Origin of the sequence: Micromonospora sp. NPDC048935, from assembly GCF_043197875.1 — a bacterium.
Lineage (GTDB): Bacteria > Actinomycetota > Actinomycetes > Mycobacteriales > Micromonosporaceae > Micromonospora.
In genome coordinates this window covers 307,976-332,376 of sequence record NZ_JBICTZ010000003.1, presented here as the reverse complement: position 1 = coordinate 332,376, position 24,401 = coordinate 307,976, and the positions used below count along the sequence as shown (strand labels likewise).

Genomic DNA, 24,401 nt, shown 5'->3' with positions numbered 1-24,401 from the left:
CGGCGTGCGCCGCCGGTTGTGCGCACAGGTGGGTCGGGCGCTCGGGCGCGGCGTGCGTCGCCGGTTTGTGTGCACGCGTGGGTCGGGCGCTCGGGCGCGGCCTGCGCCGCCGGCCTGCGCGCTGGCTTCTTAACGAGCGCTCAGCTTGTTACCGTGCCGATCATGCGTGCTGCCTTTGCCTCCCGCTTCGACGACGCCGACCCGCTCGCCGCGCTCACCGTCGGCGAGCGGCCCGAGCCGACCCATCCGGCCGACGACTGGGTGACCGTGCAGGTGCGGGCCACCTCGCTCAACCACCACGACCTCTGGTCGTTGCGCGGGGTGGGGCTCGCCGAGGCCCAGCTGCCCATGATCCTCGGCTGCGACGCGGTCGGGCTGGACCCGGAGGGCCGCCCGGTGGTCGTGTACCCGGTGGTGGTCACTCCGGGTGACCCGCGCGGGGTCTCCATCCTCTCCGAGCACTTCGCCGGGACGTTCGCCGAGCGGGTCGCCGTACCCCGGTCGAATCTGGTCCCGCTGCCCGACGGCATGGCGGCGACCGACGCGGCGTGCCTGCCCACGGCCTGGCTGACCGCGTGGCGGATGCTGACCACCAAGGGCCGCGTCGCGGACGCCGACAGCGTGCTGGTCCAGGGCGCGGGCGGTGGCGTCGCCACCGCGGCCGTCGCGCTCGCCGTCGCGATGGGCAAGCGGGTGTACGCGACGAGCCGCGACGCGGTCAAGCGGGACCGGATCTCGGCCCTCGGCGCCACCGCCGTGGAACCCGGCGCCCGGCTGCCGGAACGGGTCGACGTGGTGATCGAGACGGTCGGGGCGGCGACCTTCGACCACTCGCTGAAGTCGGCCGCGCCGATGGCCCGGATCGTGGTGTCCGGCGCGACCGCCGGGCACGAGCCGAGGGTCAACCTGCGTCGGGTCTTCGCGATGCAGTTGGAGATCCTGGGCACCTCGATGGGCACGCCGGGTGAGCTGTACGAGCTGCTGGCGTTCTGCTCGGACAACGAGGTGCGCCCGGTGGTGGACAGCGTCGTCCCGTTCAGCCAGGTCGAGAACGCCTTCGCCCGCCTGCACTCCGGCGACGCCTTCGGCAAGGTCGTCATCGACCACACCGCCTGACGCGGCCTCCATGATCCGCGCAACATCGGGAAAACTGCTGCCTCGGGCCGCGCTGAGGCAGCATCATCCCTGATGTTGCGCGGATCTCCGCCCTGGTCGGCCGGCCCGCCCGCTCAGAGGTGGTCGTCGAAGGTGGCGATGTCGCCGCGGGTGGCGTCGGTGGCGATGCGCTTCTTGGCCGCCGGGTCGCCGTAGAGCGACCAGCGCAGAAACTCGACAGACGTGTCCGAGACGACCCGCAGCGTCGCGCCGTCGCGGAGCAACGACCGTCCGTGATCACCCTTGGGCAGGCTCAGCATGGCCTTCGGCCAGGGCACCTTGTCGTACGCCGCCTTGCCGGCCGCGTAGTCGACCACCTCGTCCAGCTCGCCGTGCACGAACAGTTGCGGCGCGGACGCGCCGGCGAACGCGGTGCCCACACCGAGGGCCGTGCCGGCGAACACCACGCCCGCGTCCAGCCGCCTGTCCCGGCTGGCGGTGAAGAGGCCGATGGTGGTCACCCCACCCGCCGAGTGCCCGGCCGCGGCGACCCGCTCGCCGTCCACCCGGCCGCGCAACGCGTCGCCGGCCGTGCCGTCCAACGCCAACACCTGATCCAGCGCGTACGACACGTCGGCAGGCTGGTTCAGCACGTCGAGGACGTTGTTGTCGCCGCCGGAGGAGGTGTGCGGGAACGTCGGCGCGGCCACCACGAAACCCGCCGCCGCCCACCGGGTCAGCAGCGTGGCGTAGTCGTCCGGCCGCCCACCAAGCCCGTGGCTGAACATCACCACCGGAAACCGGCCCGGTGCCGCCGTCACGGACCGTCTGGCCGCGCCGCCGGCTTCCCCGGCCGCCGGGTACCAGAGCGTCGTCGGTAGCGCCCGGCCGTCCCGGTTCAGCTTCAGCTGGCGTACGCCGACCGCGAAGCTGCGTTGCGGGGCCTTGCCGGCCGGGACCTTCGGGGTTGGTGTGGCGGCGGGCGGTCGGTCGACAGGTGCCTGCCGGCCCTCGGTCTTCCGGGCGTCCGTGGAGCAGCCCACCAGACCGGCCAGCAGCATGGTGCCGGCCAGCAGGGCCGGGGTGACGCGACGGGACATGAATCCGATTGTGCCTCGCCCACCTGGCCTGCCCGGTGCGTTCTGGCGCGGTGTGTCCATTCGATCACCCGACGTCGCACGGCCGGCACCGGGCGCGCTCAGGCTGCGGCGCGTTCGGCGAGTGGACGCCGCCGCCGTGCGGTGTCGGTCAGCGCGCGGGGAGGGAAGGCGGCGTTGGGGTTGTACCGGTTCGTCCCGGGGGGAACGATCTTGTCGATCCGGTCGAGGGTCTCGTCGTTCAGGGTGAGTGTGGCGCCCGTGAGTAGATCCTCCAGTTGCGGCAGGGTCCGCGGTCCGATGATCGCCGAGGTGACGGCCGGGTGGGCCACGGTGAAGGCGATGGCCAACTGCGGAAGCGTGCAGCCGATGCTCGCCGCGAGGTCGACGAGCTGTTCGACGGCGTCGAGCTTCGCGGCGTTCTCGGCGATGGTGGGATCGAACTGCGCCGGCCGCAGGGCGGCCCGCCCGGTCGTCAGGTCGACGGGCTGGTCCCTGCGGTACCTTCCGCTGAGGAACCCGAAGGCGAGCGGGCTCCAGACCAGCACTCCCATCCCGTAGCGCTGGCAGACCGGCAGAGTCGCGGCCTCGACGCCGCGGGCCAGGATCGAGTATGGCGGCTGCTCGGTGCGCAGCCGTCCGAGGCCGCGACGCTCGGAGACCTGGTGCGCCTCGACGATCTCCTCGGCCGGGAACGTCGAGCAGCCGAAGGCGCGGATCTTTCCGTCGCGGACGAGGTCGGTGAGCACCGAGAGCGTCTCCTCGATATCGGTCGAGGGGTCGGGACGGTGGATCTGGTAGAGGTCGATCCAGTCGGTGTTCAGACGCCGCAGGCTGCCCTCGACCGCCTTCAGGATCCACCGCCGCGAGTTGCCGCCCTGGTTGGGGCCGTCGCCCATCGGAAAGTGCACCTTGGTGGCCAGCACGACGTCGTCGCGATGCCCCCGCAGCGCCTTGCCGACGATCTCCTCGGACTCGCCCCGGCCGTACATGTCGGCGGTGTCGACCATGTTGATGCCCTGGTCGAGCGCCGTGTGGATGATCCGGGCGCAGTCGTCGTGGTCGGGGTTTCCGACGGCGCCGAACATCATGGTCCCGAGGCAGTGGGTGCTGACCTCGATGCCGGTGCCGCCGAGGGTGCGATAGCGCATGACGAAGCTCTCTCCCAGGTGGTTGATTGGTGATCACCTGGCACGGTAGGAGCTGGAGTCGGCTCTAGGTCAACCCTCGTTACCCTGCTCGGCATGGTTGAGGTCACCGCGGATCTGAGCATCGGACAGGTCGCCGAACGCACCGGTCTGAGCGTGCACACGCTCCGCTTCTACGAGCAGGAGGGCATCTTCGTCAGCCCGGTGCGTCGCGGAGCCGGCGGGCGGCGGATCTACAGCCAGGACGACGTGGACTGGCTGACCGTCTGCATCATCCTTCGCGCCTCCGGCATGCCACTGCCGGCGCTTCGCCGCTACACCGAACTCGTCCGTGCGGGCGCGGGCAACGAGGAGGAACGACTCGCGCTCATGCGTGAGCACCACGGGCGCGTCACGGAGCAGATCGACCGGCTCACCCAGTGCCTGGACCTGATCACCTTCAAGGTCGGGGTGTACGAGGATCTGCTCGACGAGGCCCGGCCCGCAGTCGAGCCAGGTCGTCCACGTCAGTGGGCCGGGGGCGGTGCCGCGTGACCAGCTTCGCTAGGGTCACCGACATGCCTGAGAACTACACGGACCCCAGCGGCAACACCGAGGCGTTCCGCGCCTTCAACCAGACGCCGGAGGGTGCGGCACCGACGGAGGCCCCGTCCCGCCTGCCGCTCATCATCGGTGCGGCAGTGGTCGTCGTGGTGCTGGTGGCACTCGTCGCCTGGCTGGCGACCGGCTGATCGAATCACACCGACTCGCGCGCACCCTCGGGCTTCCCGGGGGTGCGCGCCTGCGTGACGTCAGGCCGCCCCGACCACGTCCCGGGTCTGTCGGGCGATCTCCCGTTCCTCGTCGGTCCGGATGACGCAGACGCTCACCTCGGCGCCCTCGGGAGAGATCAACCGGTCGCCCGTGCCGTCGTTGCGGGCGTCGTCCACGGTGATACCGAGCCGGTCCAGACCGGCCAGCGCGGCCGCCCGGACGGGCGCGGCGTGCTCGCCGACCCCGGCGGTGAAGGCGATCGCGTCGACCCGGCCGAGCAGCGCGTAGTACGCCCCGACGTACTCGGTGATCCGCCGGCAGTACACGTCGAAGGCCAGCTCCGCCGCCCGGTCACCGGCCGCTCGGCGTTCGAGCACCTCGCGCATGTCGTTGGCGCCGGTCAGCCCCAGCAGGCCGCTGCGGTGGTTGAGCAGGTCGTCGATGTCGTCCACCGACAGCCCACCCTCCCGGCGCAGGTGGAAGATCACTGTCGGGTCCACGTCGCCGCTGCGGGTGCCCATCACCAGCCCCTGCAACGGGGACATGCCCATCGAGGTGGCGACGCTGCGACCGTGCGCCACCGCGCAGGCGCTGGCCCCGTTGCCCAGGTGCAGGGTGATCGTGTTGACCTGCTCGTACGGACGGCCGAGCAGGTCGGCGGTGCGCCGGGACACGTACGCGTGCGAGGTGCCGTGGAAGCCGTACCGGCGGATCTCGTACCGCTCGGCGGTGTCCCGGTCGATCGCGTACGTCGCGGCGGCCTCCGGCAGGGTGTGGTGGAACGCGGTGTCGAAGACGGCGACCTGCGCGACGTCCGGCAGCGCCGCGCGGGCGACCTCGATGCCGGCCAGGTTGGCCGGGTTGTGCAGCGGGGCGAGCGGCACCAGGTCCTTGATTGCGGCCAGCACCGCGTCGTCCACGAGGGTCGGGGCCGTGAACGTCCGGCCGCCGTGCACCACCCGGTGCCCCACCGCGGTCAGCCCGGTCAGGTCCAGACCGTCCAGGATCTGCCGGACCGCACCGGCGTGGTCCGCCGGGCCGCCACCGGGCTCACCGACCCGCTCGACGGTGCCCTGGGCCAGGGTCCGGTCCCCGTCGTAGTGACGCCACTTCACCGACGACGACCCGCAGTTGAGCACCAGCACCCGACTCATGACGCCTCCTCGGCTGCCGCCTGGATGGCGGTGATCGCCACCGTGTTCACGATGTCCGGAACGGTCGCGCCGCGGGACAGGTCGTTCACCGGCCGGCGCAGGCCCTGCATGACCGGGCCGACGGCGACCGCCCCGGCCGAGCGCTGCACCGCCTTGTACGTGTTGTTGCCCGTGTTCAGGTCCGGAAAGATGAAGACCGTGGCCTGACCGGCGACCGGGCTGCCGGGCAGCTTCGTCGCCGCCACCGCGGGGTCGATCGCCGCGTCGTACTGAATAGGCCCCTCCACCAACAGGTCGGGCCGGCGCTCCCGGACCAGGGCGGTGGCCGTGGCGACCTTCTCCACGTCCGCGCCCGCGCCGGAGCTGCCGGTGGAGTACGACAGCATGGCCACCCGGGGTTCGATGCCGAACCGGGCGGCGGTGTCGGCCGACGAGATTGCGATGTCGGCGAGCTGGGCCGCGTCCGGGTCGCGGTTGACCGCGCAGTCGCCGTAGACCAGCACCCGGTCGGCGAGCAGCATGAAGAAGACGCTGGACGCCACCGACACGTTCGGCACGGTACGGATGACCTCGAACGCCGGTCGGATCGTCGCGGCGGTGGTGTGCGTCGCGCCGGAGACCATGCCGTCGGCCCGTCCGGTCGCCACCATCAGCGTGCCGAAGTAGTTGGGCTGGGCCACGATGTCGTAGGCCAACTCGGCGCTGACGCCCCGATGGGCGCGCAGCCGCGCGTACTCCGCGGCGAAGTCGTCGCGCCAGCCGCTGGTGGCCGGATCGACGACGCTCGCGTCACCGAGGTCGATGCCCAGCTCACGGGTGCGGCGGGCGATGTCGTCCGGCCGGCCGAGCAGGGTCAGCTCGGCGACTCCCCGGCGCAGCAGGATCTCCGCCGCGCGCAGGATCCGCTCGTCGGCGCCCTCCGGCAGCACCAGGTGCCGCGGCTTCGACCGGGCCCGGTCGATCAGCTCGTTCTCGAACATCAGCGGGGTCACCCGCGTCGACCGGCTGACCCGCAGCCGGCGGGCCAGGTCGTCGGTGTCCACGCAGCGTTCGAACGCCCCGAGCGCCGCCTCCACCTTGCGCGGGTTCGCCGTGCTGGGCCGGCCCTCGATCCGACTGGACGCGGCCACGGTGTCGTAGCTGTCGCTGCGCACCGAGAGCACCGCCAGCCCGGTGTTCAGGCCCTCCACCAGCCGCATGACCCGGGGGTCGGGCTGAACGCCCAGGGTGAGCACCAGCCCGGCCACCGACACCTGCCCGGCCACGTGCGCGGCACTCGCGGCCACCAGCAGGTCGGCCCGGTCTCCGGGGGTGATCACCAGGGCGCCCTCGGTGAGGTGGCCCAGCAGCGTCGGCACGTGCGCCGCGCCGACCACGAAGTCCAGGACGTCGCGACCGAGCGCCGCGTCGTCCCCGGCCAGCAGGGTGGCGCCGAGCGCCGCCGCCACCTCGGCCACCGTCGGCGCCGACACGCTCGGCACCTCCGGGATGGCGTACGCGGGGACCGGCAGGTCGGGCAGCGTCATCGGCTCGGAGACCCGGTTGGCGATCACCGCGAGCACCGTCGCGCCCAGGTCGGCCAGATCGTGGTACGCCCCGCGCACGGCCGCCGCCACCGCCGACGGCTCCTGCTCGAAGCCGTCCACCACGGGCACCACCACGCTGCCGAACTCGGTGGCCAGCCGGGCGTTGAAGGCCAACTCCCGAGGATGGGCCGGGTCGCCCGGGTCGTCGAAGTCGCTGCCCACCACGACCACGGCCGGGCACTGCCGCTCCACCGCCCGGTACCGCTCGACGACCGTGGAGATCAGCTCCTCGCGCCGGCCGTCGGCGACAAGCGCCGCGGCCTGGGAGTAGCTCGCCCCGGCCAGCTCGGCCAGCGGCAGCTCGACCCGGTAACGCTCACTGAGCAGGGCGAGGATCGGGTCCGGACCGGCGTCGGAGACCAACGGCCGGAACACGCCGATCTGCCCGACCTGGCGGGACAACAACTCCGCCAGCCCGAGGGCAACCATCGACTTGCCCCCACCAGACCCCACGCTGGTCAAATACACACTGCGAGCCACGCACCCACCCTAGAAGATCGCAAGGCCCACCACCCGGGCCCTCCGGCCCTGCCGGCCCCACCCTTCGCCCCGGTGATCATGAGGTTGTCGACTGACACGCCGACGACACGCGCGGCCAACCTCATGATCAACGTGACGGGGGGGTGGGGTGGGGGGTTAGGCGTCTTCGTCGTCGGGGTCGTCTAGGCGGGCCAGGTAGGTGGCCAGGCGTTCGATGGGGGTTTCGAAGTCGGGGTTGAGGTCGACGAAGTCGCGCAGGCGCTCACCCAGCCACTCCAGGGTCACCTGCTCCTCGCCCCGGCGCTCGACCAGCTCCTCGATGCCACGGTCGGTGAAGTACATGGGTACGTCCTCGTGCTCGGCCCGGCGCGGGCCGGGCGGGTTGATGGGTGGTCGACCGGCCGGCGGGTGGACCGGGCGGGACCGATGCGAGCCGGGGCAGGGCCGCTGTGAAACGGCCCTGCCCCGGATTACGTGCTCAGGTCAGGTCACGGGCGGGGGAGAGCCGCCTCGATCAGCGCGTTCTGCTCGACCTCGTGGGTCTTGGCCGAGCCGACCGCCGGGGCGGCCGCGGCCGGGCGGGAGATCCGCCGCAGCCGGACGTCGGTCAGGTGCTCCAGCAGGTTGAGCGCGACGAACGACCAGCCGCCCTGGTTGGCCGGCTCCTCCTGCACCCAGGCGAAGTCCTCCGCGTTCGGGAACTGCGCGAGGGCGGCCCGGATCTCCTCCACCGGCAGCGGGTACAGCTGCTCGATGCGGAGGATCGCGGTGTCGGTGACGCCGCGATCCTGCCGGGCCTGGAACAGGTCGTAGTAGACCTTGCCGGAGCAGAGCAGCACCCGCTTCACCGCCTCCGGTGCCGGGGCGGCCGGGTCGCGCAGCACCGGCTGGAAGGTGCCGGTGGTGAAGTCCTCCACCGAGGACACGCAGAGCTTGTGCCGCAGCAGCGACTTCGGCGTGAACACCACGAGTGGCTTGCGCTTGGGCGACAGGGCCTGGCGGCGCAGCAGGTGGAAGTAGTTCGCCGGGGTCGTCGGAATGGACACCCGCATGTTGTCCTCGGCGCACATCTGTAGGAACCGCTCCGGCCGGCCGGAGGTGTGGTCCGGGCCCTGGCCCTCGTGGCCGTGCGGCAGCAGCAGGGTGATGGCGGAGCGCTGACCCCACTTCACCTCACCGGACGAGATGAACTCGTCGATCACCGACTGGGCGCCGTTGACGAAGTCGCCGAACTGGGCCTCCCAGGCGACGAGGGCGTTGATGTTCTCCACCGAGTAGCCGTACTCGAAGCCCATCGCCGCGTACTCGCTGAGCAGCGAGTCGTGCACGAAGAACCGGGAGCGTTCGCCGTCGCCGGTGAGCGACTTCAGCGGCAGGTAGTCGTCGCCGGTGCGGGAGTCGACCACCGAGGCGTGCCGCTGGACGAACGTGCCGCGCCGCGAATCCTGCCCGGCCAGCCGGACGGTGACCCCGTCGTGCAGCAGCGCCCCGAGCGCGATGATCTCGCCGAAGCCCCAGTCGATGTTGCCCTCGGTGGACATCTTGGCCCGCCGGTCCAGCAGTTGCTGGATCCGCTTGTGCGGGGTGAAGCCCTCCGGGAGGTTGACGTGCGCCTCGCCGATGGCCTTGACCACTGACGCGTCGGTGGCGGTGTCGACCTGCGGCTCCGGCTCCTCCTCGCGGCGCGGCCGGTTGAGCTGCCGGGGCGCCGAGGCGGCGTCCCGGGTGGCCTTGAAGACCTTCTCCAACTGCGCCTGGTAGTCGCGCAGCAGCTCCTCCGCGTCCTCCACGGTGATGTCGCCGCGGCCGATCAGCTCCTCGGTGTAGAGCTTGCGCACCGAGCGCTTCGAGTCAATGATCTTGTACATCTGGGGGTTGGACATCGACGGGTCGTCGCCCTCGTTGTGCCCGCGCCGCCGGTAGCAGACCATGTCGATCACGACGTCCTTGTTGAACGTCTGCCGGTATTCGAAGGCCAGCCGGGCCACCCGGACCACGGCCTCCGGGTCGTCGCCGTTCACGTGGAAGATCGGCGCCTGGATCATCCGGGCCACGTCGGTGCTGTAGAGGCTGGACCGGCTGTATTCCGGGGCGGTGGTGAAGCCGACCTGGTTGTTGACCACCACGTGCACGGTGCCGCCGGTGCGGTAGCCGCGCAACTGCGACAGGTTGAGCGTCTCGGCGACCACGCCCTGCCCGGCGAACGCCGCGTCACCGTGCACCGCCAGCGGCAGCACGGTGTAGCCCTCCAGCTTGAGGTCGATCCGGTCCTGCTTGGCCCGGACGATGCCCTCCAGCACCGGGTCGACGGCCTCCAGGTGCGACGGGTTGGCCACCACCGACACCTTGACCGCGTGCGCGCCGTCGGGGGTGGTGAACTTGCCGTTCTGGCCGAGGTGGTATTTCACGTCGCCGGAGCCCTGCGTCGAGCGCGGGTCCAGGTGACCCTCGAACTCCGAGAAGATCTTCTCGTACGGCTTGCCGACGATGTTGGCCAGCACGTTGAGGCGACCCCGGTGCGCCATGCCGATGACGACCTCGTCCAGGCCGTTCTCGGCGGAGGACTCCAGCACCTCACCGAGCAGCGGGATCAGCGACTCACCGCCCTCCAGCGAGAAGCGCTTCTGGCCCACGTACTTGGTCTGCAGGAAGGTCTCGAACGCCTCGGCGGCGTTGAGCCGGTTGAGCACGTGCTTCTGCTCGTCGGCGGACGGCTTCTCGTACTTGCGCTCGATCCGTTCCTGGATCCAGCGCCGCTCCTCCGGGTCCTGGATGTGCATGTACTCGATGCCGACCCGGCGGCAGTAGGAGTCCCGCAGCACACCCAGGATCGAGCGCAGCTTCATCCGCTGTCGGCCGGCGAAGCCGTTGACCGGGAACTCCCGGTCCAGGTCCCACAGGGTGAGCCCGTGCTGGAGGACGTCCAGGTCGGGGTGCTTGCGGATCTTGAATTCCAGCGGGTCGGTGTCGGCCATCAGGTGACCGCGCACCCGGTACGCGTGGATCAGCTCGTGCACCCGGGCGGTCTTGTTGATCTGACCCTCGGAGTTGACCGCCACGTCGCGCATCCACCGCACCGGCTCGTACGGGATGCGCAGCGAGGTGAAGATCTCGTCGTAGAAGGCGTGCTCGCCGAGGATCAGCTCGTGCATCACCTTGAGGAACTCGCCGGACTGGGCGCCCTGGATGATCCGGTGGTCGTACGTGCTGGTCAGCGTGATGATCTTGCTGACGGCCAGCTCGGCGAGGGTGGCCTCGGACATGCCCTGGTAGGGAGCCGGGTATTCCATCGCGCCCACGCCGATGATCGCGCTCTGCCCCTGCATCAGGCGCGGCATCGAGTGCACGGTGCCGATGCCGCCCGGGTTGGTCAGCGAGATCGTGGTGCCGGAATAGTCCTCCATGGTCAGCTCGTTGCGCCGCGCCCGCCGGACCACGTCCTCGTACGCCTGCCAGAACTGCCGGAAGTCCATCTGCTCGCAGCCCTTGATGGAGGGGACCACCAGGTTGCGGGTGCCGTCCGGCTTGGCCAGGTCGATCGCGATGCCGAGGTTGACGTGCGCCGGGCGGACCATCGCCGGCTTGCCGTTGGCCTCGGCGAAGGAGTTGTTCATCTCGGGGTGCTGGACCAGCGCCCGGACCAGCGCGTACCCGACCAGGTGGGTGAAGCTGACCTTGCCACCGCGCCCCCGGGCGAGGTGGTTGTTGATCACGATGCGGTTGTCGACGAGCAGCTTGGCCGGGACCGCGCGCACGCTTGTCGCGGTGGGCACGCTCAGCGAGGCGTCCATGTTCTGGACGATCTTCGCCGCCACGCCCCGCAACGGCGTGGTCTGCGGGCCGTCGGCGCTCGGCGCGGCGGCCGGCTTGGCCGGGGCGGCCTTCGCCGGTGCGGCCTTGGGCGCGGCCGGCGCGGCGGCGGGCTTGGTCGGTGCCGACTGCGTGGCGGTCGGCTTGCTCGCGGTCGCCGGCGGCGTGGCGCTCGGCTGGCTGACCGTGGCGGCTGCCTCCGGCTGCCCGTCCGGCTCGGGAGCGGCGGCCGGCTTTCCCGACGTCTCGGCCCCGCTCGGCGTGGCCGCGCCGGGCGCCGGCCGGTAGTCGGCGAAGAAGTCGTGCCAGGCCGAATCGACGCTCGATGGGTCGGCGAGGTACCGCTGGTACATCTCCTCGACGATCCACTCATTCGGGCCGAAACCCGCCAGTGGGTTCTCCTGCGAAGTCTGCTGGGTCGACACGGCCGGTAATCGCCTCTTTCACGCGGGTTTGTGTGGCACGCGGTGTGTCCCTCGTGCCCGATTAGGAGCACGGACTGGACGGCTCCCAGGCTACGCCGTACCGATCCCGCAGGCATTTCAGCCTCGGTCCCGTGGCCGGTTTCACAGAAGATGCCAGAAGTTCAGCAACCGCTGCGCGACTGGTGAGGGACTGGTAACGCACGGTCGCCCGCGAGGGCGGGGCACCGACCCCGGAGCGGCAGGACAGTCGCCACCGCCCCCGGGGTCGGGACCGCCGTCAGGCGATGTCGCGCCGTCGGGTGATCAGGACGCCGACGACCCCGGTGACCAGCGCGTAGCCGACCAGCACCAGGGCACCGACCCACCAGGACGGGGTGAACTCCGAAGTACCCTCCGTGATCATGACCTGGGACGCCACCGCGGGCCAGACCACCTGCCACTTGAGCACCGCCTGGCTGTCGAGCAGGTTCGACAGGAGCAGGAACAGCAGACCCACCACCTGCGTACCGATCAGGTAGAGCACCGCCGCCGTGATCACCGCTCCGAGCTGGTTGGTGATCAGCGTGCCGATGCCCACCCCGAGGATCGTCCAGATGGCGTACGCGAGCAGGTTGAACAGCAGCGCCCGCTGCACCGGCCACTCACCGAGCTGGGTGCCGTAGTCGTTCAGGGACAGGAAGATCGAGCCGGCGGCCAGGTCGATGAGCGTGGTCGCCAACCAGAACATGAAGCCGAGCAGGCTGGCGGCGACGAGCTTGCCGACGATGACCGAGGTACGCCGGGGAGTCGTCAGGAACGTCGTGGTCGCGGTCTGGTGGAAGAACTCGTTGGTGACCATCAGGATGCCGATGAGCATCACGAACATCAGCCCGAGGTACTGGCCCGAGGTGTAGAGGTTCGCCGCCTGCGCCGGCGCGGTCGCCTGCTCGGCGCTGACGCCGATGTTGTCGGCGTCGCCACCGAGCGCAGTGACGAGCAGCCACGCGTTGATCGCGAACGCCAGGGCGATCGAGAGGAGCGCGCCGAGAGCCAGCCACCACCAGGTGCTGGTGGTACGGATCTTGAGCAGTTCGGCTCGGACCAGGTTCATCGGATGCCCGCCTTTCCGGCCGTCAGCTCCAGGAAGACCCGTTCCAGGTCGGGTCGTTCGGTGGTCAGTTCGTGCAGTTCGACACCGGCGGCCAGGGCGGTCCGGCCGATCGTCGGGGCGTCCACCCCGGCGACCAGCAGCACGCCCTGCTCGTCGGTGTCGACGGTCGCCGACTGCGCCTTGAGGGCCGCGATCAGCGCCTCGGCCTGCGGCGTGCGGACCCGCACCCGGGCGCTCTGCGCCATCGAGCCGAGGACCTGCTCGACCGGTCCCTGCCGGACCAACTGACCGGCCGCGATGATCACCACGTCGTCGGCGAGCAACTGCATCTCCGACAGCAGGTGGCTGGAGACCAGCACCGTACGGCCCTCGACGGCGAGGTTCTTGAGGAACCCGCGCATCCACCGGATGCCCTCCGGGTCGAGCCCGTTGGCGGGCTCGTCGAGGATCAGCACGCGGGGGTCACCGAGCATCGCGGCGGCGATGCCGAGCCGCTGCTTCATGCCCAGCGAGTAGCCCTTGAACTTGCGCTTCGCCGCCGGGGTCAACCCGACCAGGGCCAGCGCCTCGTCGGCCCGCTGCCGGGGCAGACCGGCCGCCGCGCAGATGACCCGCAGGTGGTTGATGCCGGTGCGGCCCTTGTGCGCGCTGGAGGCTTCCAGCACCGCGCCGACGTGCCGCAGCGGGTCCGACAGATCGGCGTACCGGTGGCCGCTGATGGTGGCCGTGCCGGCAGTCGGCGTGACCAGGTTCAGCAGCATGCGCAGAGTGGTGGTCTTGCCAGCGCCGTTCGGGCCGAGGAAGCCGGTCACCCGCCCCGGTGCCACGGTGAAGGACAGGTTGTTCACCGCCCGCACGTTCTTGTACTGCTTCGTCAGACCGGACACCACGATCTGACCGTCGCTGGTGGGGCTTCGCTGCCCGTCAGTCATCGTTCTCCTCCCGTGTACGGCGTCGAGGTACGCCGTGGCACAGCGTGACGGCCCGGGGCAACAAGGTCAATCAGGCGCGGTCCGTATGTTCGCCTCCGTCGCGGGGCGGAGGCGAGTCCACCCTGCGGACGACGGGGCGGGGTTCAGCGGGCGATCCAGGTCGCCCGGGCCGCGCCGAGCAGTGCACCGTCCGGGCCGTACAGACTGGTGTGCACGAGCGCCTTGCGCCCATCGACACCGAGCAACGCACCGGTCACCACGCAGTCGTCGCCCGGGCCCGGCAGCGCGGTGACCACGGCGGCGATCCGACCCAGCAGGTACGGGCGGCCGGGCGCGAGCACCGTCCAGCCGCCGGGGCAGTCCAACGCCGCCCAGACCGTGGCCGCGCGGACCTGCTCGGGCGCCCGGAACGGCGCGGCGGTCCGCCCGTCCGGCAGCCGACCGGGAAAGATCCGCAACCCGTCGGTCCGCTGCGGCCCGCACACATAACAACCCGGAAACGGATGCTCGACCAGGCCGGGATAGCGGGTCGCCGCGGCCATCGCGGTATCCAGGTCGACAGGGGGTACGACGGCGTCGACCACCCCGACCGGGCGCACCTCGGCCACCAGCTCGCCGGCCGGGTCACGGACCTCGTCGCCGACAAGTGTCAACTCGGTCTCCAGCGGCGGGGGCCGGCGCAGCGTCACCTCGATCGGGCCGGTGCCGCCCGCCTCGGCGGCGAACACCCCCGCGCACCACCCGCCGTTGCCGGAGCCGGCGGGCCCGTTGTAGCGGGACTCGATGCGCATCGTCGACCTCCGGTGGGGCACGTCGGCGTCGTCGCCGGTTCGTCGCGCAGCCTCGCACGACCACCTGCGGGACGCATCTGCCGGCCGGCGTTCATCCTGCCGACACCGGTGGTCCCCGTGAATGGCAACCCGGGCACCTACACAGATCCCATGGCCGTTCTGCATGCCGCTGGCGCACCCTTGACGACCAGCGGATACACCCTGCTGATCGCCGACGACCCCACCCAGGTCGCGGCCGCGCAACGCCTGCGCCACGAGGTGTTCGCCACCGAACTCGGCGCCACCCTCCTCCCCGGCGCGGCCGGGCTGGACGTGGACCCCTTCGACGCGTACTGCGACCACCTGATCGTCCGCGAGGACAGCACCGGCGAGGTGGTCGGCACGTACCGGCTGCTGCCGCCGGGGCGCACCAACCGGCGGTACGCCGAGGACGAGTTCGACCTCGGCGCGCTCGATCCGCTCCGTGACGACCTCGTCGAGGCGGGCCGGTCCTGTGTGCACCCGGACCACCGCTCCGGCGCGGTGATCAACCTGATGTGGGCCGGCATCACCCGGTACCTGCACCTGCGGGGCTCCCGCTGGCTCGGCGGCTGCGCCTCGGTACCGGTGGACGACGGCGGGCGGACGGTCGCCGGCGTGTGGGCCCAGGCGCAGGCCCGGCACCTGTCACCGCCGCCGCTGCGGGTCCGCCCGCTGCGACCCTGGTTCGCCAACCCGGCCGCGGCCCTTGCCCCGCCCGCTGGTCTCGCCCCGGCCGCCGCTGGTCTCGCGCCGGCCGCTGCTCCTGTGCCGGCCGCTGGTCTCGCGCCGGCCGCCGCCGCTGCCTCTGGCGCCGCCGAGCCGGGCATGCGCGTCGCGGTGCCGCCGCTGCTGCGTGGCTACCTCCGGCTCGGCGCGTGGATCTGCGGCGAGCCGTCGTACGACCCCGACTTCGGGTGCGCGGACTTCTACGTGCTCTTCTGCCTGGACCGGATGAATCCGCGTTACCTGCGGCACTTCCTCGGCGGGGCAGAGCGGTGACCGCCGTACCGCACGACCTGTGGCGGCCCTCGTCGGGTTGCGACGACGACTGTCTGCCGACGGCCGGCGAGGTGCCCACGGTGCCGGTGGCCCGTCGGGTGCTCCGGTTGGTCGCCGTGACCGGCATGCTGCTGGCCGGTGCCGGCCTGGTGATGGTGCTGCCCGTGCTGCCCACCCAGGAACGGCAGGCGGCGGTACGCGGCTGGGCCCGGGCCACCGCGCGTGCCTTCGGCGTCCGGCTGGTGACCCGGGGCCGGCTGCCCCGGCGACGGGCGCTGTTGGTCGCCAACCACGTCTCGTGGCTGGACGTCATCGCGGTGTTGGCTGTCGCGCCCACCCGGATGGTCGCGAAGCGGGAGATCCGCTCCTGGCCGGTGGTCGGCCTCCTGGCCGCGGCGGCGGGGACGGTCTTCGTGGACCGGTCCCGGCCGCGGGCGCTGCCGAACATGGTCGGCCGGGTCGCCGACACGCTGCGCGCCGGCCGGTCGGTGGCGGTCTTTCCGGAGGGTACGACCTGGTGTGCCGGTGACGGCGCCGCCGACTGCCGCCCCGGCGGCGGGTTCCGGCCCGCGACGTTCCAGGCGGCCATCGACACGGGCAGCCCGGTGGTGCCGCTGCGGCTCGCCTACCGTTGCGCGGCCACCGGCACGACCACCACGGTCGCCGCCTTCCTCGGCGCGGACACGCTGCTGCGATCGATGGCCCGGGTGGTCGCGGTGCGGGAACTTGTGGTGTCGGTGACGATCACCGCAGCTCTGCACCCGGCCCGCGCCGCCGACCGGCGGTTGCTGGCCCGGGCCGCCGAGTCGGCCGTACACCTGTTGCCCGCGGCGGGCGCGGTGACGCGGGCCCGGCTGCGTCCGGTGCCCACGGCGACCTCGGCGGCCCCTGCGGCCTCGGCGGCCCTGCCGGCGGCCCCAGCCGTCGGTGGCGAGCTGGACCTGGCGGCCTGAGAACGGCAGCCACGTCGGGGCCCTGCGTCGCGTCGGGATCCTGCGTCGCGTCGGGATCCTGCGTCGCGCTGGCAGCCTGCGCCGTCCCAAGATCGCGCTCGATCCAGGACGTAGTGGCCTCGGTGAGCTGGGATGCCACCACATCCAGGATCGAGCGCGATCTTGGCGGCGGGGGCGGGATCGCAGAGCAAGATCCGCGCAACATCGGTGATGTTGCTGCCTCCCGCGCGTCTGAGGCAGCAACATCCGGGAAAGTGCGCGGATCTTGGCATCCGGAAGGTGCGCGGCTCTTGGCGCGCGCCCGGCGGCACGGCCAACTCGCGACCTGTCTTGTGCTGTCGCGATGTATCGCGTTACTGTCTGGTCGTCGGGCGCGCGTGGCGCGCCGTCGAGAGAGAGGACGCGCCATGGCCGGATGGACTGTCGAGAGCCCGCGACGGCTCACCCTGGACGGGCCGGTCAACCGCCTGGACGTCCGCCTGGTGAGCGGACGACTCAACGTGGTCGCCGCCGACGGCCCCGCCCGGGTCGACGTCACCCAGGTCGGCCGTCGGCCGGTCCTGATCGAGCACTCCGACGGGCGGCTCAGCATCCGCCAGGAACGCGGCCGGAGCTGGTCGGACGTCCTGCGGTGGCTCCGCATGATCCACCGTTATCCGAAGGTGGACGTCTCCGTCGCCGTGCCCGCCGACGTCCTCGCCGACCTGGGCCTGGTCGCGGGCTCGCTCGTCGCCTCCGGCCTGCGCCAGCAGACCACGGTCCAGGTCACCGCCGGCCAGATCACCCTCATGGGTCTGCGGGGCACCACCAGCGCGCACATCACCTCCGGCCCGGTGGAGGCGCTCGGCGTCCGCGGTGACCTCACCCTGGAGACGGTCTCCGGCGAGGTGATCATCGCCGACAGCGCCGCCGAGCGGGTGCGGGCGCAGACCGTCTCCGGTGCCATCACCTGTGACCTGGACAATCCCCGGCGCAGCGAGATCCGGCTGACCACCATCTCGGGCAGCATCACCGTCCGGGTCCGCGAGGACAGCGACCTGGCCGTCGAGCTTCAGACCGCCGCCGGGCGGATCACCAGCGGCTTTCCACAGGTACGCACCTCGCCGTTCCCGCCGTCCAGCGGCGCGGGTGTGCTCGGCGCCGGCGACGGTAAGCTCTGGGCTTCCGCGACCTCGGGGAGCATCGCCCTGCTCGCCCGAGCTGTCGACCACGACGGGGAGGAGCTGCCGTGACCGCCGTGTTCAGCCACGGGCGGCTCCGGCTCTACCTGCTCAAGTTGCTCGACGACGGCCCGAAGCACGGCTACGAGCTGATCCGCCTGCTGGAGGACCGTTTCCTCGGGCTCTACGCGCCCAGTGCCGGCACCATCTATCCCCGCCTGCAACGCCTTGAGGTCGAGGGGCTGGTCAGCCACACCGCTGCCGGTGGCCGCAAGACGTACGACATCACCGACGCGGGTCGTGCGGAGCTGCGCCAGCGGGCCGGTGAGTTGGCCGCGCTCGAAGCGGACATCGCGGCCTCGGTGGCCGACCTCTCCAGCCTGGCCGGCGAGATCCGCAACGAGGTACGCGGCTCGGTTCGCGACCTCAAGCGGGAGCTGAGCGAGGCCACCCGGCAGACCCGGCGTACCCGGTGGGACGCACCGGCACCGCCGCCCCGGCCGGCGTCGACCGCCGGGCCACGAGCCGAGCTGCTCGACGAGCTCGACCAGCGGCTCACCGCGTTCAGCGCCGAGGTGGGCCGACTGATGCGCGCCCGGCAGTTCACCGACACCCAGTTACGCACCGCGATCCGGTTGCTCGACGGCGCCCTGGACGGGCTGCGCCGCCTGCTGCGCTGAGTACGTTCGCCGTACCGTGACGACTCACAGGGTTTTTGCAGGAAGTGTCCAGCGCAGGCGCAGTGACGTCGCCGATGATGGGCGCATGCCCGCTACCCAGACCGAGGCGCGACTCCTCGTCGTCGAGGACGACCCCAACATCCTCGAACTGCTCTCCGCGAGCCTGCGGTTCGCGGGCTTCGACGTGGCCACCGCGACAAGTGGGAGCGCGGCGCTCAACGCCGCCAAGGACCACCGGCCCGACCTGGTGGTGCTCGACGTCATGCTGCCCGACCTGGACGGCTTCGAGGTCATCCGGATGCTGCGTGAGGGCGGCACGCGTACCCCGGTGGTCTTCCTGACCGCCCGGGACGCCACCGACGACAAGATCCGTGGGTTGACCCTGGGTGGCGACGACTACGTCACCAAGCCGTTCAGCCTGGAGGAGTTGACCGCCCGGATCCGGGCCGTGCTGCGCCGCACCACGACCGGCGGGCAGGCCCCGTCCCGGCTCACCTTCGCCGACCTGGAGTTGGACGAGGAGACCCACGAGGTGCACCGGGCCGGTCAGCGCGTGCAGCTCTCGCCGACCGAGTTCAAGCTCCTGCGCTATCTGATGCTCAACGCCAACCGGGTGCTGTCCAAGGCGCAGATCCTCGACCACGTCTGGAACTACGACTTCCGTGGTGACGACAACATCGTCGAGTCCTACATCTCCTACCTGCGGCGCAAGGTCGACACCACCCAGCCCCGGTTGATCCACACGCTCCGTGGCGTCGGGTACGTGCTGCGCAAGCCGGCGGCGTGAACACGGTCCAGCAGGCGAAGGGACGGCTGCGGGGCGTACCGCTGCGGGTCAAGCTGGTCACGTCGGTGCTGGCGCTTGTCGCCGTCGCGCTGCTGGTGATCAGCTCGCTGACCGCCTACTTCCTGCGCAACTACCTGGAGGGCCAGGTGGACGGGCAGGTCCGCTCGGCCACCCAGGGTCTCGGGCAGGCGCTGCCGGGTCTGCGCAGTGGCGAGATCAGGGCGATGCTGCCCAGCGACTACGTCGTGTCGGTGGCCGACGAGACCCAGGTCTACCGGGCGATCTACGACTACAAGAGTCTCGACCCCGAGCAGTTGCCCACGCTCCCGACAAGCGTGGACGGCTTCGAGGATTCGGAGGGGGAGCCGAAGACCGTCGTTTCGCACGACGGCCGTACCCGGTGGCGGGTCTACTTCGCGGCACAGCCGGACGGCTCGGTGCTGGCCGTGGGTCAGCCGCTCACCGAGGTCGACCGGGCGGTGAAGCAGCTCGTCTGGATCGACCTGCTGGTCGGCGGGTCGGTGCTGATCCTGCTGGCGTCGGTGGGTGCGGCGATCGTCCGGACCAGCCTCAAGCCCCTGGTGGAGATCGAACGCACCGCCGCCGCCATCGCCGGCGGTGACCTGACCCAGCGGGTGCCCGACCCGGAGCAGGGGCAGGAGCATCCGACCTCGGAGCTGGGCCGGCTCTCCCGTGCGCTGAACGCGATGCTCACCCAGATCGAGGCGGCGTTCACCGCCAGAGCCGCCTCGGAGATGTCCGCGCGCTCGGCGGAGAGCTCCGCCCGCGACGCCGCCTACGCCGCCCAGGCGTCCGAGGCGCGGGCGATTCGCTCGGAGGAGCGGATGCGGCAGTTCGTCGCGGACGCCTCGCACGAGCTGCGGACCCCGCTGACCACCATCCGCGGCTTCGCCGAGCTGTACCGGCAGGGCGCGGCCCGGGAGCCGGAGCAGACCGCCGGCCTGCTGCGCCGCATCGAGGACGAGGCGTCCCGGATGGGGCTGCTCGTGGAGGACCTGCTGCTGCTCGCCCGGCTGGACCGGGAACGGCCGCTCTCGCTGACTCCGGTGGAGTTGCCGGTGCTCGCCTCCGACGCCGTGCAGGCCGCCCGGGTGATGGCCCCGGATCGTCGGATCGAGTTGGAGATCGAGCCCGGGTCGGGTCCGCTCGTCGTCTCGGCTGACGACGCTCGGCTGCGTCAGGTGATCGGCAACCTGGTCACCAACGCGCTCACCCACACCCCGCCGGAGGCCGAGATCCGCGTGCGGTTGCGGGCCGAGCCGGGGGGCCGGGCCGTCGTGGAGGTGGTCGACACCGGCCCCGGCCTCTCGCCGGAGCAGGCCGAACGGGTCTTCGAGCGGTTCTACCGGGCCGACGCGGCGCGTACGCGGCGGGCCGACGGCAACACCGGCACCGGCCTTGGCCTGGCCATCGTGGCGGCACTTGTCGCCGCGCACCACGGCTCGGTCGAGGTGGCCGGGACACCCGGTGGTGGCGCCACCTTCCGGGTCCGGCTGCCGCTGCTGCCACAGGCCGAGGAAGTGGGCGAGTGACTTTCAGCCAACTTCCAGGACGGTTCCAGGTTGATTGCAGTGCCCAGGGAGAAGGTAGTGGCATGACTGAGTACGAGTCCGACCCGCAGCGCCGGCCGGCCCCCACCGACGCCGAGCCGTCGCACCCCACCGCCGAGCTGCCGCGCGACGAGCGCGCGCAGTCCGACTCCCCGACCACTCCGATTTCGGTCGTCCCGACCACCGGTGACACGCAGCCCACCGGTGACGCGGCGACCACCCGTGACACGGAGACCACCGCCGTCACGCAGCCCGTCGCCGGCAGCGAAGCCGCCCCCGCCGCCTACGCCGGGCAGCCGGCCACCACGCAGCCCACCGGGTACGAGCCCCCAGCCGCCACGCAGACCGCCGGGCAGCCGGCCAGCACGCAGCCCACCGGGCAGCCGACCACCGCGCAGCCCACCGGGTACGAGCCGCCGGCCGCCACGCCCTCCGCGCCGCCGTACCCGGTCTCCGGCTACCCGGCACCGGGCCAGCCCGGCTACCCGCAGCCGAATGCCGGCCGATACCCCGGTGCACCCTGGTACGCGGGCCAGCAGTCCGGCTGGGCCGGCGGGGGTCAGCCGGGCATGGCGTACCCGCCGCACCAGCAGCACCCCGGACAGCACCAGCAGCACCCCGGACAGCACGCCCAGCACCTCGGCCAGCACCCGCAGCACCCCGGCCAGCACCCCGGTCAGCCGATTCCGCCGTGGGGCCCGCAGGTCGCGCCGCCCGGCAGCGGCCCCCGGCCGGGCCGGATCGCCAAGTTCGCCGGCGCGGGCGTCGCGGTGTTCGCGCTGATGCTCGGCTCCGGCGTCGCCGGTGGGGCCCTCGCCCTCGCCCTCGACGGTGACGGCGGCGGCGTCACCCGCACCTACACGGCGGCACCGGTGCTCAACAGCGCCGACCTGCCGAAGATCGCCGCGTCCGTGCAGGACAGCGTCGTCTCGATCACCACCGGCAGCGGCGAGGGCTCCGGGGTGGTGCTCACCAACGACGGCTACGTGCTGACCAACAACCACGTGGTCGCCTCCGCCGGTGGAGACACCGTCCAGGTGATCTTCGCCGACGGCACGAAGGCACCGGCGAAGATCATTGGCACCGACCCGAAGACCGACCTGGCCGTGGTCAAGGCCAACGGGGTCACCGACCTCAAGCCGGCCAAGTTCGGCGACAGCGACGCCATGCAGGTCGGCGACCAGGTGCTCGCCCTGGGCAGCCCGCTCGGCCTGCAGGGTTCGGTGACCTCGGGCATCCTCAGCGCCCGGGACCGCACCATCCGGGCCGGCGACGGCCAGCAGCAGGACCCGAACCAGCAGAGCCAGCCGGTCAGCTCGATCTCCGGTCTGCTCCAGACCGACGCGCCGATCAACCCGGGCAACTCCGGCGGTGCGCTCGTCAACACCCGGGGTGAGGTGATCGGCGTCAACACCGCCATCGCCACCTCCGGGCAGAGCACCGGCAACATCGGCGTCGGGTTCGCCATCCCCAGCAACAAGGCCAAGGACGTCGCGGGCAAGCTTCAGCGCGGCGAGAAGGTCAGCCACCCCTCCCTCGGGGTGGGCGTCAACCAGGCCGAGGGCGGTGGCGCGCTCGTCGCGTCGGTCACCCCGGGCAGCCCGGCCGAGAAGGCCGGCCTCCAGCGTGGCGACGTCGTCACCAAGTTCGGCGACAAGCCGGTCAACGACTCCGACGACCTGGTCGGCGCGGTGCAGGCCGGCAAGGTCGGCGACCGGGTCGAGGTGCAGTACAAGCGAAACGGCACCGAGAAGTCGGCAACCGTGACGCTCGCCGAGACGTCCTGACAGACATCCACACCTGCCTCCTCCCTCCGGCGGCGGGTGGCGGGGCCGAGGGGGTCGGCTCCGTCACCCGCCGCTCTTCTCCGCCCGGACGGCGGTTCACCCGGATCGGGTGAACCGCCGTCACCCGTTCACCCGGCAGGTTTCGGTGCGGAGTGTGCGCAGCCGAGACCGGGGGTGGGCTTCATGACCGAGGTGGTGGGTGTCCGCGACGACCAGCGGATCCAACGCGACGTCCTCGCGGAACTGGCCTGGGACCCCCGGCTGCGCCCGAACGAGATCGGCGTGACAGTCGACCAGGGGGTGGTCACGCTGACCGGGTTCGTGGACGGCGCCGCTCGCGCCTGGGCCGCGACCCGATCCGCGCAGCGGGTTCGCGGCGTACGGGCGGTGGCCGACACGATCGAGGTGCGGCTGCCCGGCACGCCGGGTCGCACCGACGCCGAGGTCGCCATCGCCGCCTCCCGGGCGCTGGAGTGGGACAGCTCCGTGCCGGCCGAACGCCTGGACGTCACAGTCGCCAACGGCTGGCTGATGCTGCGGGGTGTCGTCGAGTTCGGCTGGCAGCGCCGCGCCGTCGAGGGCGAGGTGCGCCGGCTCGCCGGCGTCCGGGGGATCACCAACCTGATCGAGGTACGACCTGGGGACCCACCGGTCGCCGAACGCCTGCGTCGGGACGTCCAGCGGGCGTTGGCCCGCACGATCGGTGCCGATCGGGTGACAGTCGAGGTGGACGGCGACGCGCTGGTCCTCGCCGGGGTGGTCCGGTCCTGGTGGGAACGCGACCAGGTCGAGCGGGTCGCCTGGTGCGCGCCGGGCGTGCGGGTGGTGCACGACCAACTCCTGGTCGGAGGGTGAGCGACCGCTTGTCCGGTTTACCCGGGGCGCCACCGGGAACCCGCCGCCGACCTCACCCGCCGGCCGGCGGGTGACGCCGCACGGGGAGCAACGGGGAGGACTCGTGGCCGTGAACCACCCGCCTGCGGGCCGCCCTCCGGAGCGGTCTCTGCGCATCGCGATGGTGGTTCCGCCCTGGTTGTCCGTGCCGCCTCCCGGTTACGGCGGCCTCGAACAGGTCGTCGCCGCACTTGTGGACGCGTTGAGCAGGCACGGACACGCGGTGACCCTGTTCGGCGCAGGCAGCCACCACGGCACCGCCGCCGACGGCTTCGTCTCGACCGTGCCCGAGCTCCAGTACGAGCGGCTCGGCGAGTCACTGCCCGAGCTGGCCCACCTGGCCCGGGTGAACCGGCTGATCACGGCGGCCGACTTCGACGTGATCCACGACCACACCACGATCGGCCCGCTGCTCGCCGGTCGCCGGGCCGTACCGACCGTCGCGACCGTGCATGGCAACCCCGTGGGGGAGTACGGCGACGTGCTCAGCGAGATCGACGCCGAGGTGGCCCTGGTGGCGATCTCACACGCCCAGCGCCTGCTGAATCCCGGCCTGCCATGGGCGGGCACCGTGCACAACGCGCTGGACGCCCAGGGCCTACCGCGCAAGAGCGAGCCCGGCCGGGGACCGGTGCTGTGGCTGGCCCGGTTCAGCCCGGACAAGGGTCCCGACATCGCCATCCAGGCGTGCCGGGAGGCCGGGTTGCCCCTGCTGCTCGCCGGCAAGTGCAACGAGCCGGCCGAGCGCCGGTACTACGAGCAGGTCGTCGAGCCGCTTGTCGACGAGAATGTGACAGTCGTGCTCAACGCCGACCGCGCCGAGACGCTCCGGATGCTCGTCGACGCCCGTTGCCTGATCATGCCGATCCAGTGGGACGAGCCGTTCGGCATGGTGATGGTGGAGGCGATGGCGACCGGGACACCTGTGGTCGCGCTCAACCGGGGCGCGGTGCCGGAGCTGGTCGAACCCGGGGTGACCGGGCTGGTCTGCGCGCGACCGGAGGAGCTACCCGCGGCCCTGCGCGCGGCGGAACGGCTCGACCCGGCCGACTGCGCGGCGCACGTGACCCGGAACTTCTCGGTCGAGCGGATGGCGGACGGCTACGCGGAGATCTACCGGCGCTTCGCCACCGGCGGGCACGACGTGCGCGAGTCGGCCCGGCTCTCGGCCCGTTGACCCGCCCGCCG

At 71.8% G+C, this 24,401-nt stretch carries 21 protein-coding genes; 12 read left to right on the top strand and 9 right to left on the bottom strand.

What is annotated here, in order from left to right; genetic code table 11:
• The first annotated feature begins 153 nt into the window (after nt 1-153).
• Entirely contained in the window at nt 154-1,116 is a 963-nt protein-coding gene (locus ACGFIW_RS12155) for a zinc-binding dehydrogenase (protein ID WP_393313504.1), read from the top strand.
• A gap of 113 nt (nt 1,117-1,229) precedes the next feature.
• Here ACGFIW_RS12155 and ACGFIW_RS12150 read toward each other — a convergent pair whose 3' ends face one another.
• Nucleotides 1,230-2,195 (bottom strand): alpha/beta hydrolase family protein, encoded by a 966-nt coding sequence (locus tag ACGFIW_RS12150; protein ID WP_393313502.1) that lies wholly within the window; start codon nt 2,193-2,195, stop codon nt 1,230-1,232.
• Between the two features lie 98 nt (nt 2,196-2,293).
• Nucleotides 2,294-3,343, bottom strand: coding sequence for an aldo/keto reductase (locus ACGFIW_RS12145; RefSeq protein ID WP_393313499.1), 1,050 nt, complete (start codon nt 3,341-3,343; stop codon nt 2,294-2,296).
• A 93-nt stretch (nt 3,344-3,436) separates the two neighbouring features.
• Here ACGFIW_RS12145 and ACGFIW_RS12140 point away from each other — a divergent pair, with 93 nt between their 5' ends.
• Nucleotides 3,437-3,874, top strand: coding sequence for a MerR family transcriptional regulator (locus ACGFIW_RS12140; RefSeq protein ID WP_393313496.1), 438 nt, complete (start codon nt 3,437-3,439; stop codon nt 3,872-3,874).
• Nucleotides 3,875-3,897: 23 nt separating this feature from the next.
• Complete coding sequence (locus ACGFIW_RS12135) at nt 3,898-4,071, top strand: hypothetical protein (RefSeq protein ID WP_393313493.1); 174 nt, start codon at nt 3,898-3,900, stop codon at nt 4,069-4,071.
• Nucleotides 4,072-4,131: 60 nt separating this feature from the next.
• Here the strand turns inward: ACGFIW_RS12135 and ACGFIW_RS12130 are convergent, their stop codons facing one another.
• From ACGFIW_RS12130 to ACGFIW_RS12100, 7 genes are all read right to left on the bottom strand, one after another.
• A complete protein-coding gene (locus ACGFIW_RS12130; RefSeq protein WP_393313490.1) occupies nt 4,132-5,247 on the bottom strand; it encodes an acetate/propionate family kinase in 1,116 nt (371 codons plus the stop codon).
• Nucleotides 5,244-7,313, bottom strand: a complete 2,070-nt coding sequence (pta, locus tag ACGFIW_RS12125) for a phosphate acetyltransferase (RefSeq protein ID WP_393313487.1) — start codon at nt 7,311-7,313, stop codon at nt 5,244-5,246. Before pta ends, ACGFIW_RS12130 begins: the two co-directional genes overlap by 4 nt.
• A gap of 156 nt (nt 7,314-7,469) precedes the next feature.
• On the bottom strand, nt 7,470-7,655 hold the full coding sequence (locus ACGFIW_RS12120) for a DUF6104 family protein (protein WP_030490374.1): 186 nt from the start codon (nt 7,653-7,655) through the stop codon (nt 7,470-7,472).
• A gap of 146 nt (nt 7,656-7,801) precedes the next feature.
• Nucleotides 7,802-11,548 carry a multifunctional oxoglutarate decarboxylase/oxoglutarate dehydrogenase thiamine pyrophosphate-binding subunit/dihydrolipoyllysine-residue succinyltransferase subunit gene (locus tag ACGFIW_RS12115; protein ID WP_393313484.1) on the bottom strand — a complete coding sequence of 1,249 codons (3,747 nt, stop codon included), beginning with the start codon at nt 11,546-11,548 and terminating at the stop codon, nt 7,802-7,804.
• 277 nt (nt 11,549-11,825) lie between these two features.
• Nucleotides 11,826-12,638 (bottom strand): ABC transporter permease, encoded by an 813-nt coding sequence (locus ACGFIW_RS12110; protein ID WP_393313481.1) that lies wholly within the window; start codon nt 12,636-12,638, stop codon nt 11,826-11,828.
• Nucleotides 12,635-13,570: an ABC transporter ATP-binding protein gene (locus ACGFIW_RS12105; RefSeq protein WP_393313478.1), complete on the bottom strand. Its 936-nt coding sequence runs from the start codon at nt 13,568-13,570 to the stop codon at nt 12,635-12,637. The genes ACGFIW_RS12110 and ACGFIW_RS12105 overlap by 4 nt, the downstream gene beginning before the upstream one ends.
• Nucleotides 13,571-13,713: 143 nt before the next feature.
• On the bottom strand, nt 13,714-14,361 hold the full coding sequence (locus ACGFIW_RS12100) for a hypothetical protein (protein WP_393313475.1): 648 nt from the start codon (nt 14,359-14,361) through the stop codon (nt 13,714-13,716).
• 150 nt (nt 14,362-14,511) lie between these two features.
• Here ACGFIW_RS12100 and ACGFIW_RS12095 point away from each other — a divergent pair, with 150 nt between their 5' ends.
• The 9 genes from ACGFIW_RS12095 (at nt 14,512) to ACGFIW_RS12055 (ending at nt 24,390) form a co-directional block, all read left to right on the top strand.
• A complete protein-coding gene (locus ACGFIW_RS12095) occupies nt 14,512-15,381 on the top strand; it encodes a GNAT family N-acetyltransferase (protein ID WP_393313472.1) in 870 nt (289 codons plus the stop codon).
• Nucleotides 15,378-16,334, top strand: a complete 957-nt coding sequence (locus tag ACGFIW_RS12090; RefSeq protein ID WP_393313469.1) for a lysophospholipid acyltransferase family protein — start codon at nt 15,378-15,380, stop codon at nt 16,332-16,334. The genes ACGFIW_RS12095 and ACGFIW_RS12090 overlap by 4 nt, the downstream gene beginning before the upstream one ends.
• Nucleotides 16,335-16,741: 407 nt before the next feature.
• Nucleotides 16,742-17,566, top strand: a complete 825-nt coding sequence (locus ACGFIW_RS12085) for a DUF4097 domain-containing protein (RefSeq protein WP_393313466.1) — start codon at nt 16,742-16,744, stop codon at nt 17,564-17,566.
• Nucleotides 17,563-18,174 carry a PadR family transcriptional regulator gene (locus ACGFIW_RS12080; protein WP_393313464.1) on the top strand — a complete coding sequence of 204 codons (612 nt, stop codon included), beginning with the start codon at nt 17,563-17,565 and terminating at the stop codon, nt 18,172-18,174. The genes ACGFIW_RS12085 and ACGFIW_RS12080 overlap by 4 nt, the downstream gene beginning before the upstream one ends.
• 85 nt (nt 18,175-18,259) lie before the next feature.
• Nucleotides 18,260-18,961 (top strand): response regulator transcription factor, encoded by a 702-nt coding sequence (locus ACGFIW_RS12075; RefSeq protein WP_355033347.1) that lies wholly within the window; start codon nt 18,260-18,262, stop codon nt 18,959-18,961.
• Nucleotides 18,958-20,514, top strand: coding sequence for a sensor histidine kinase (locus ACGFIW_RS12070; RefSeq protein ID WP_393313461.1), 1,557 nt, complete (start codon nt 18,958-18,960; stop codon nt 20,512-20,514). Before ACGFIW_RS12075 ends, ACGFIW_RS12070 begins: the two co-directional genes overlap by 4 nt.
• A 62-nt stretch (nt 20,515-20,576) precedes the next feature.
• Entirely contained in the window at nt 20,577-22,319 is a 1,743-nt protein-coding gene (locus ACGFIW_RS12065) for a trypsin-like peptidase domain-containing protein (protein ID WP_393313458.1), read from the top strand.
• Nucleotides 22,320-22,502: 183 nt separating this feature from the next.
• Nucleotides 22,503-23,174: a BON domain-containing protein gene (locus ACGFIW_RS12060; RefSeq protein WP_393313455.1), complete on the top strand. Its 672-nt coding sequence runs from the start codon at nt 22,503-22,505 to the stop codon at nt 23,172-23,174.
• A 103-nt stretch (nt 23,175-23,277) separates the two neighbouring features.
• A complete protein-coding gene (locus ACGFIW_RS12055; protein WP_393313452.1) occupies nt 23,278-24,390 on the top strand; it encodes a glycosyltransferase family 4 protein in 1,113 nt (370 codons plus the stop codon).
• Nucleotides 24,391-24,401 lie beyond the last annotated feature (11 nt).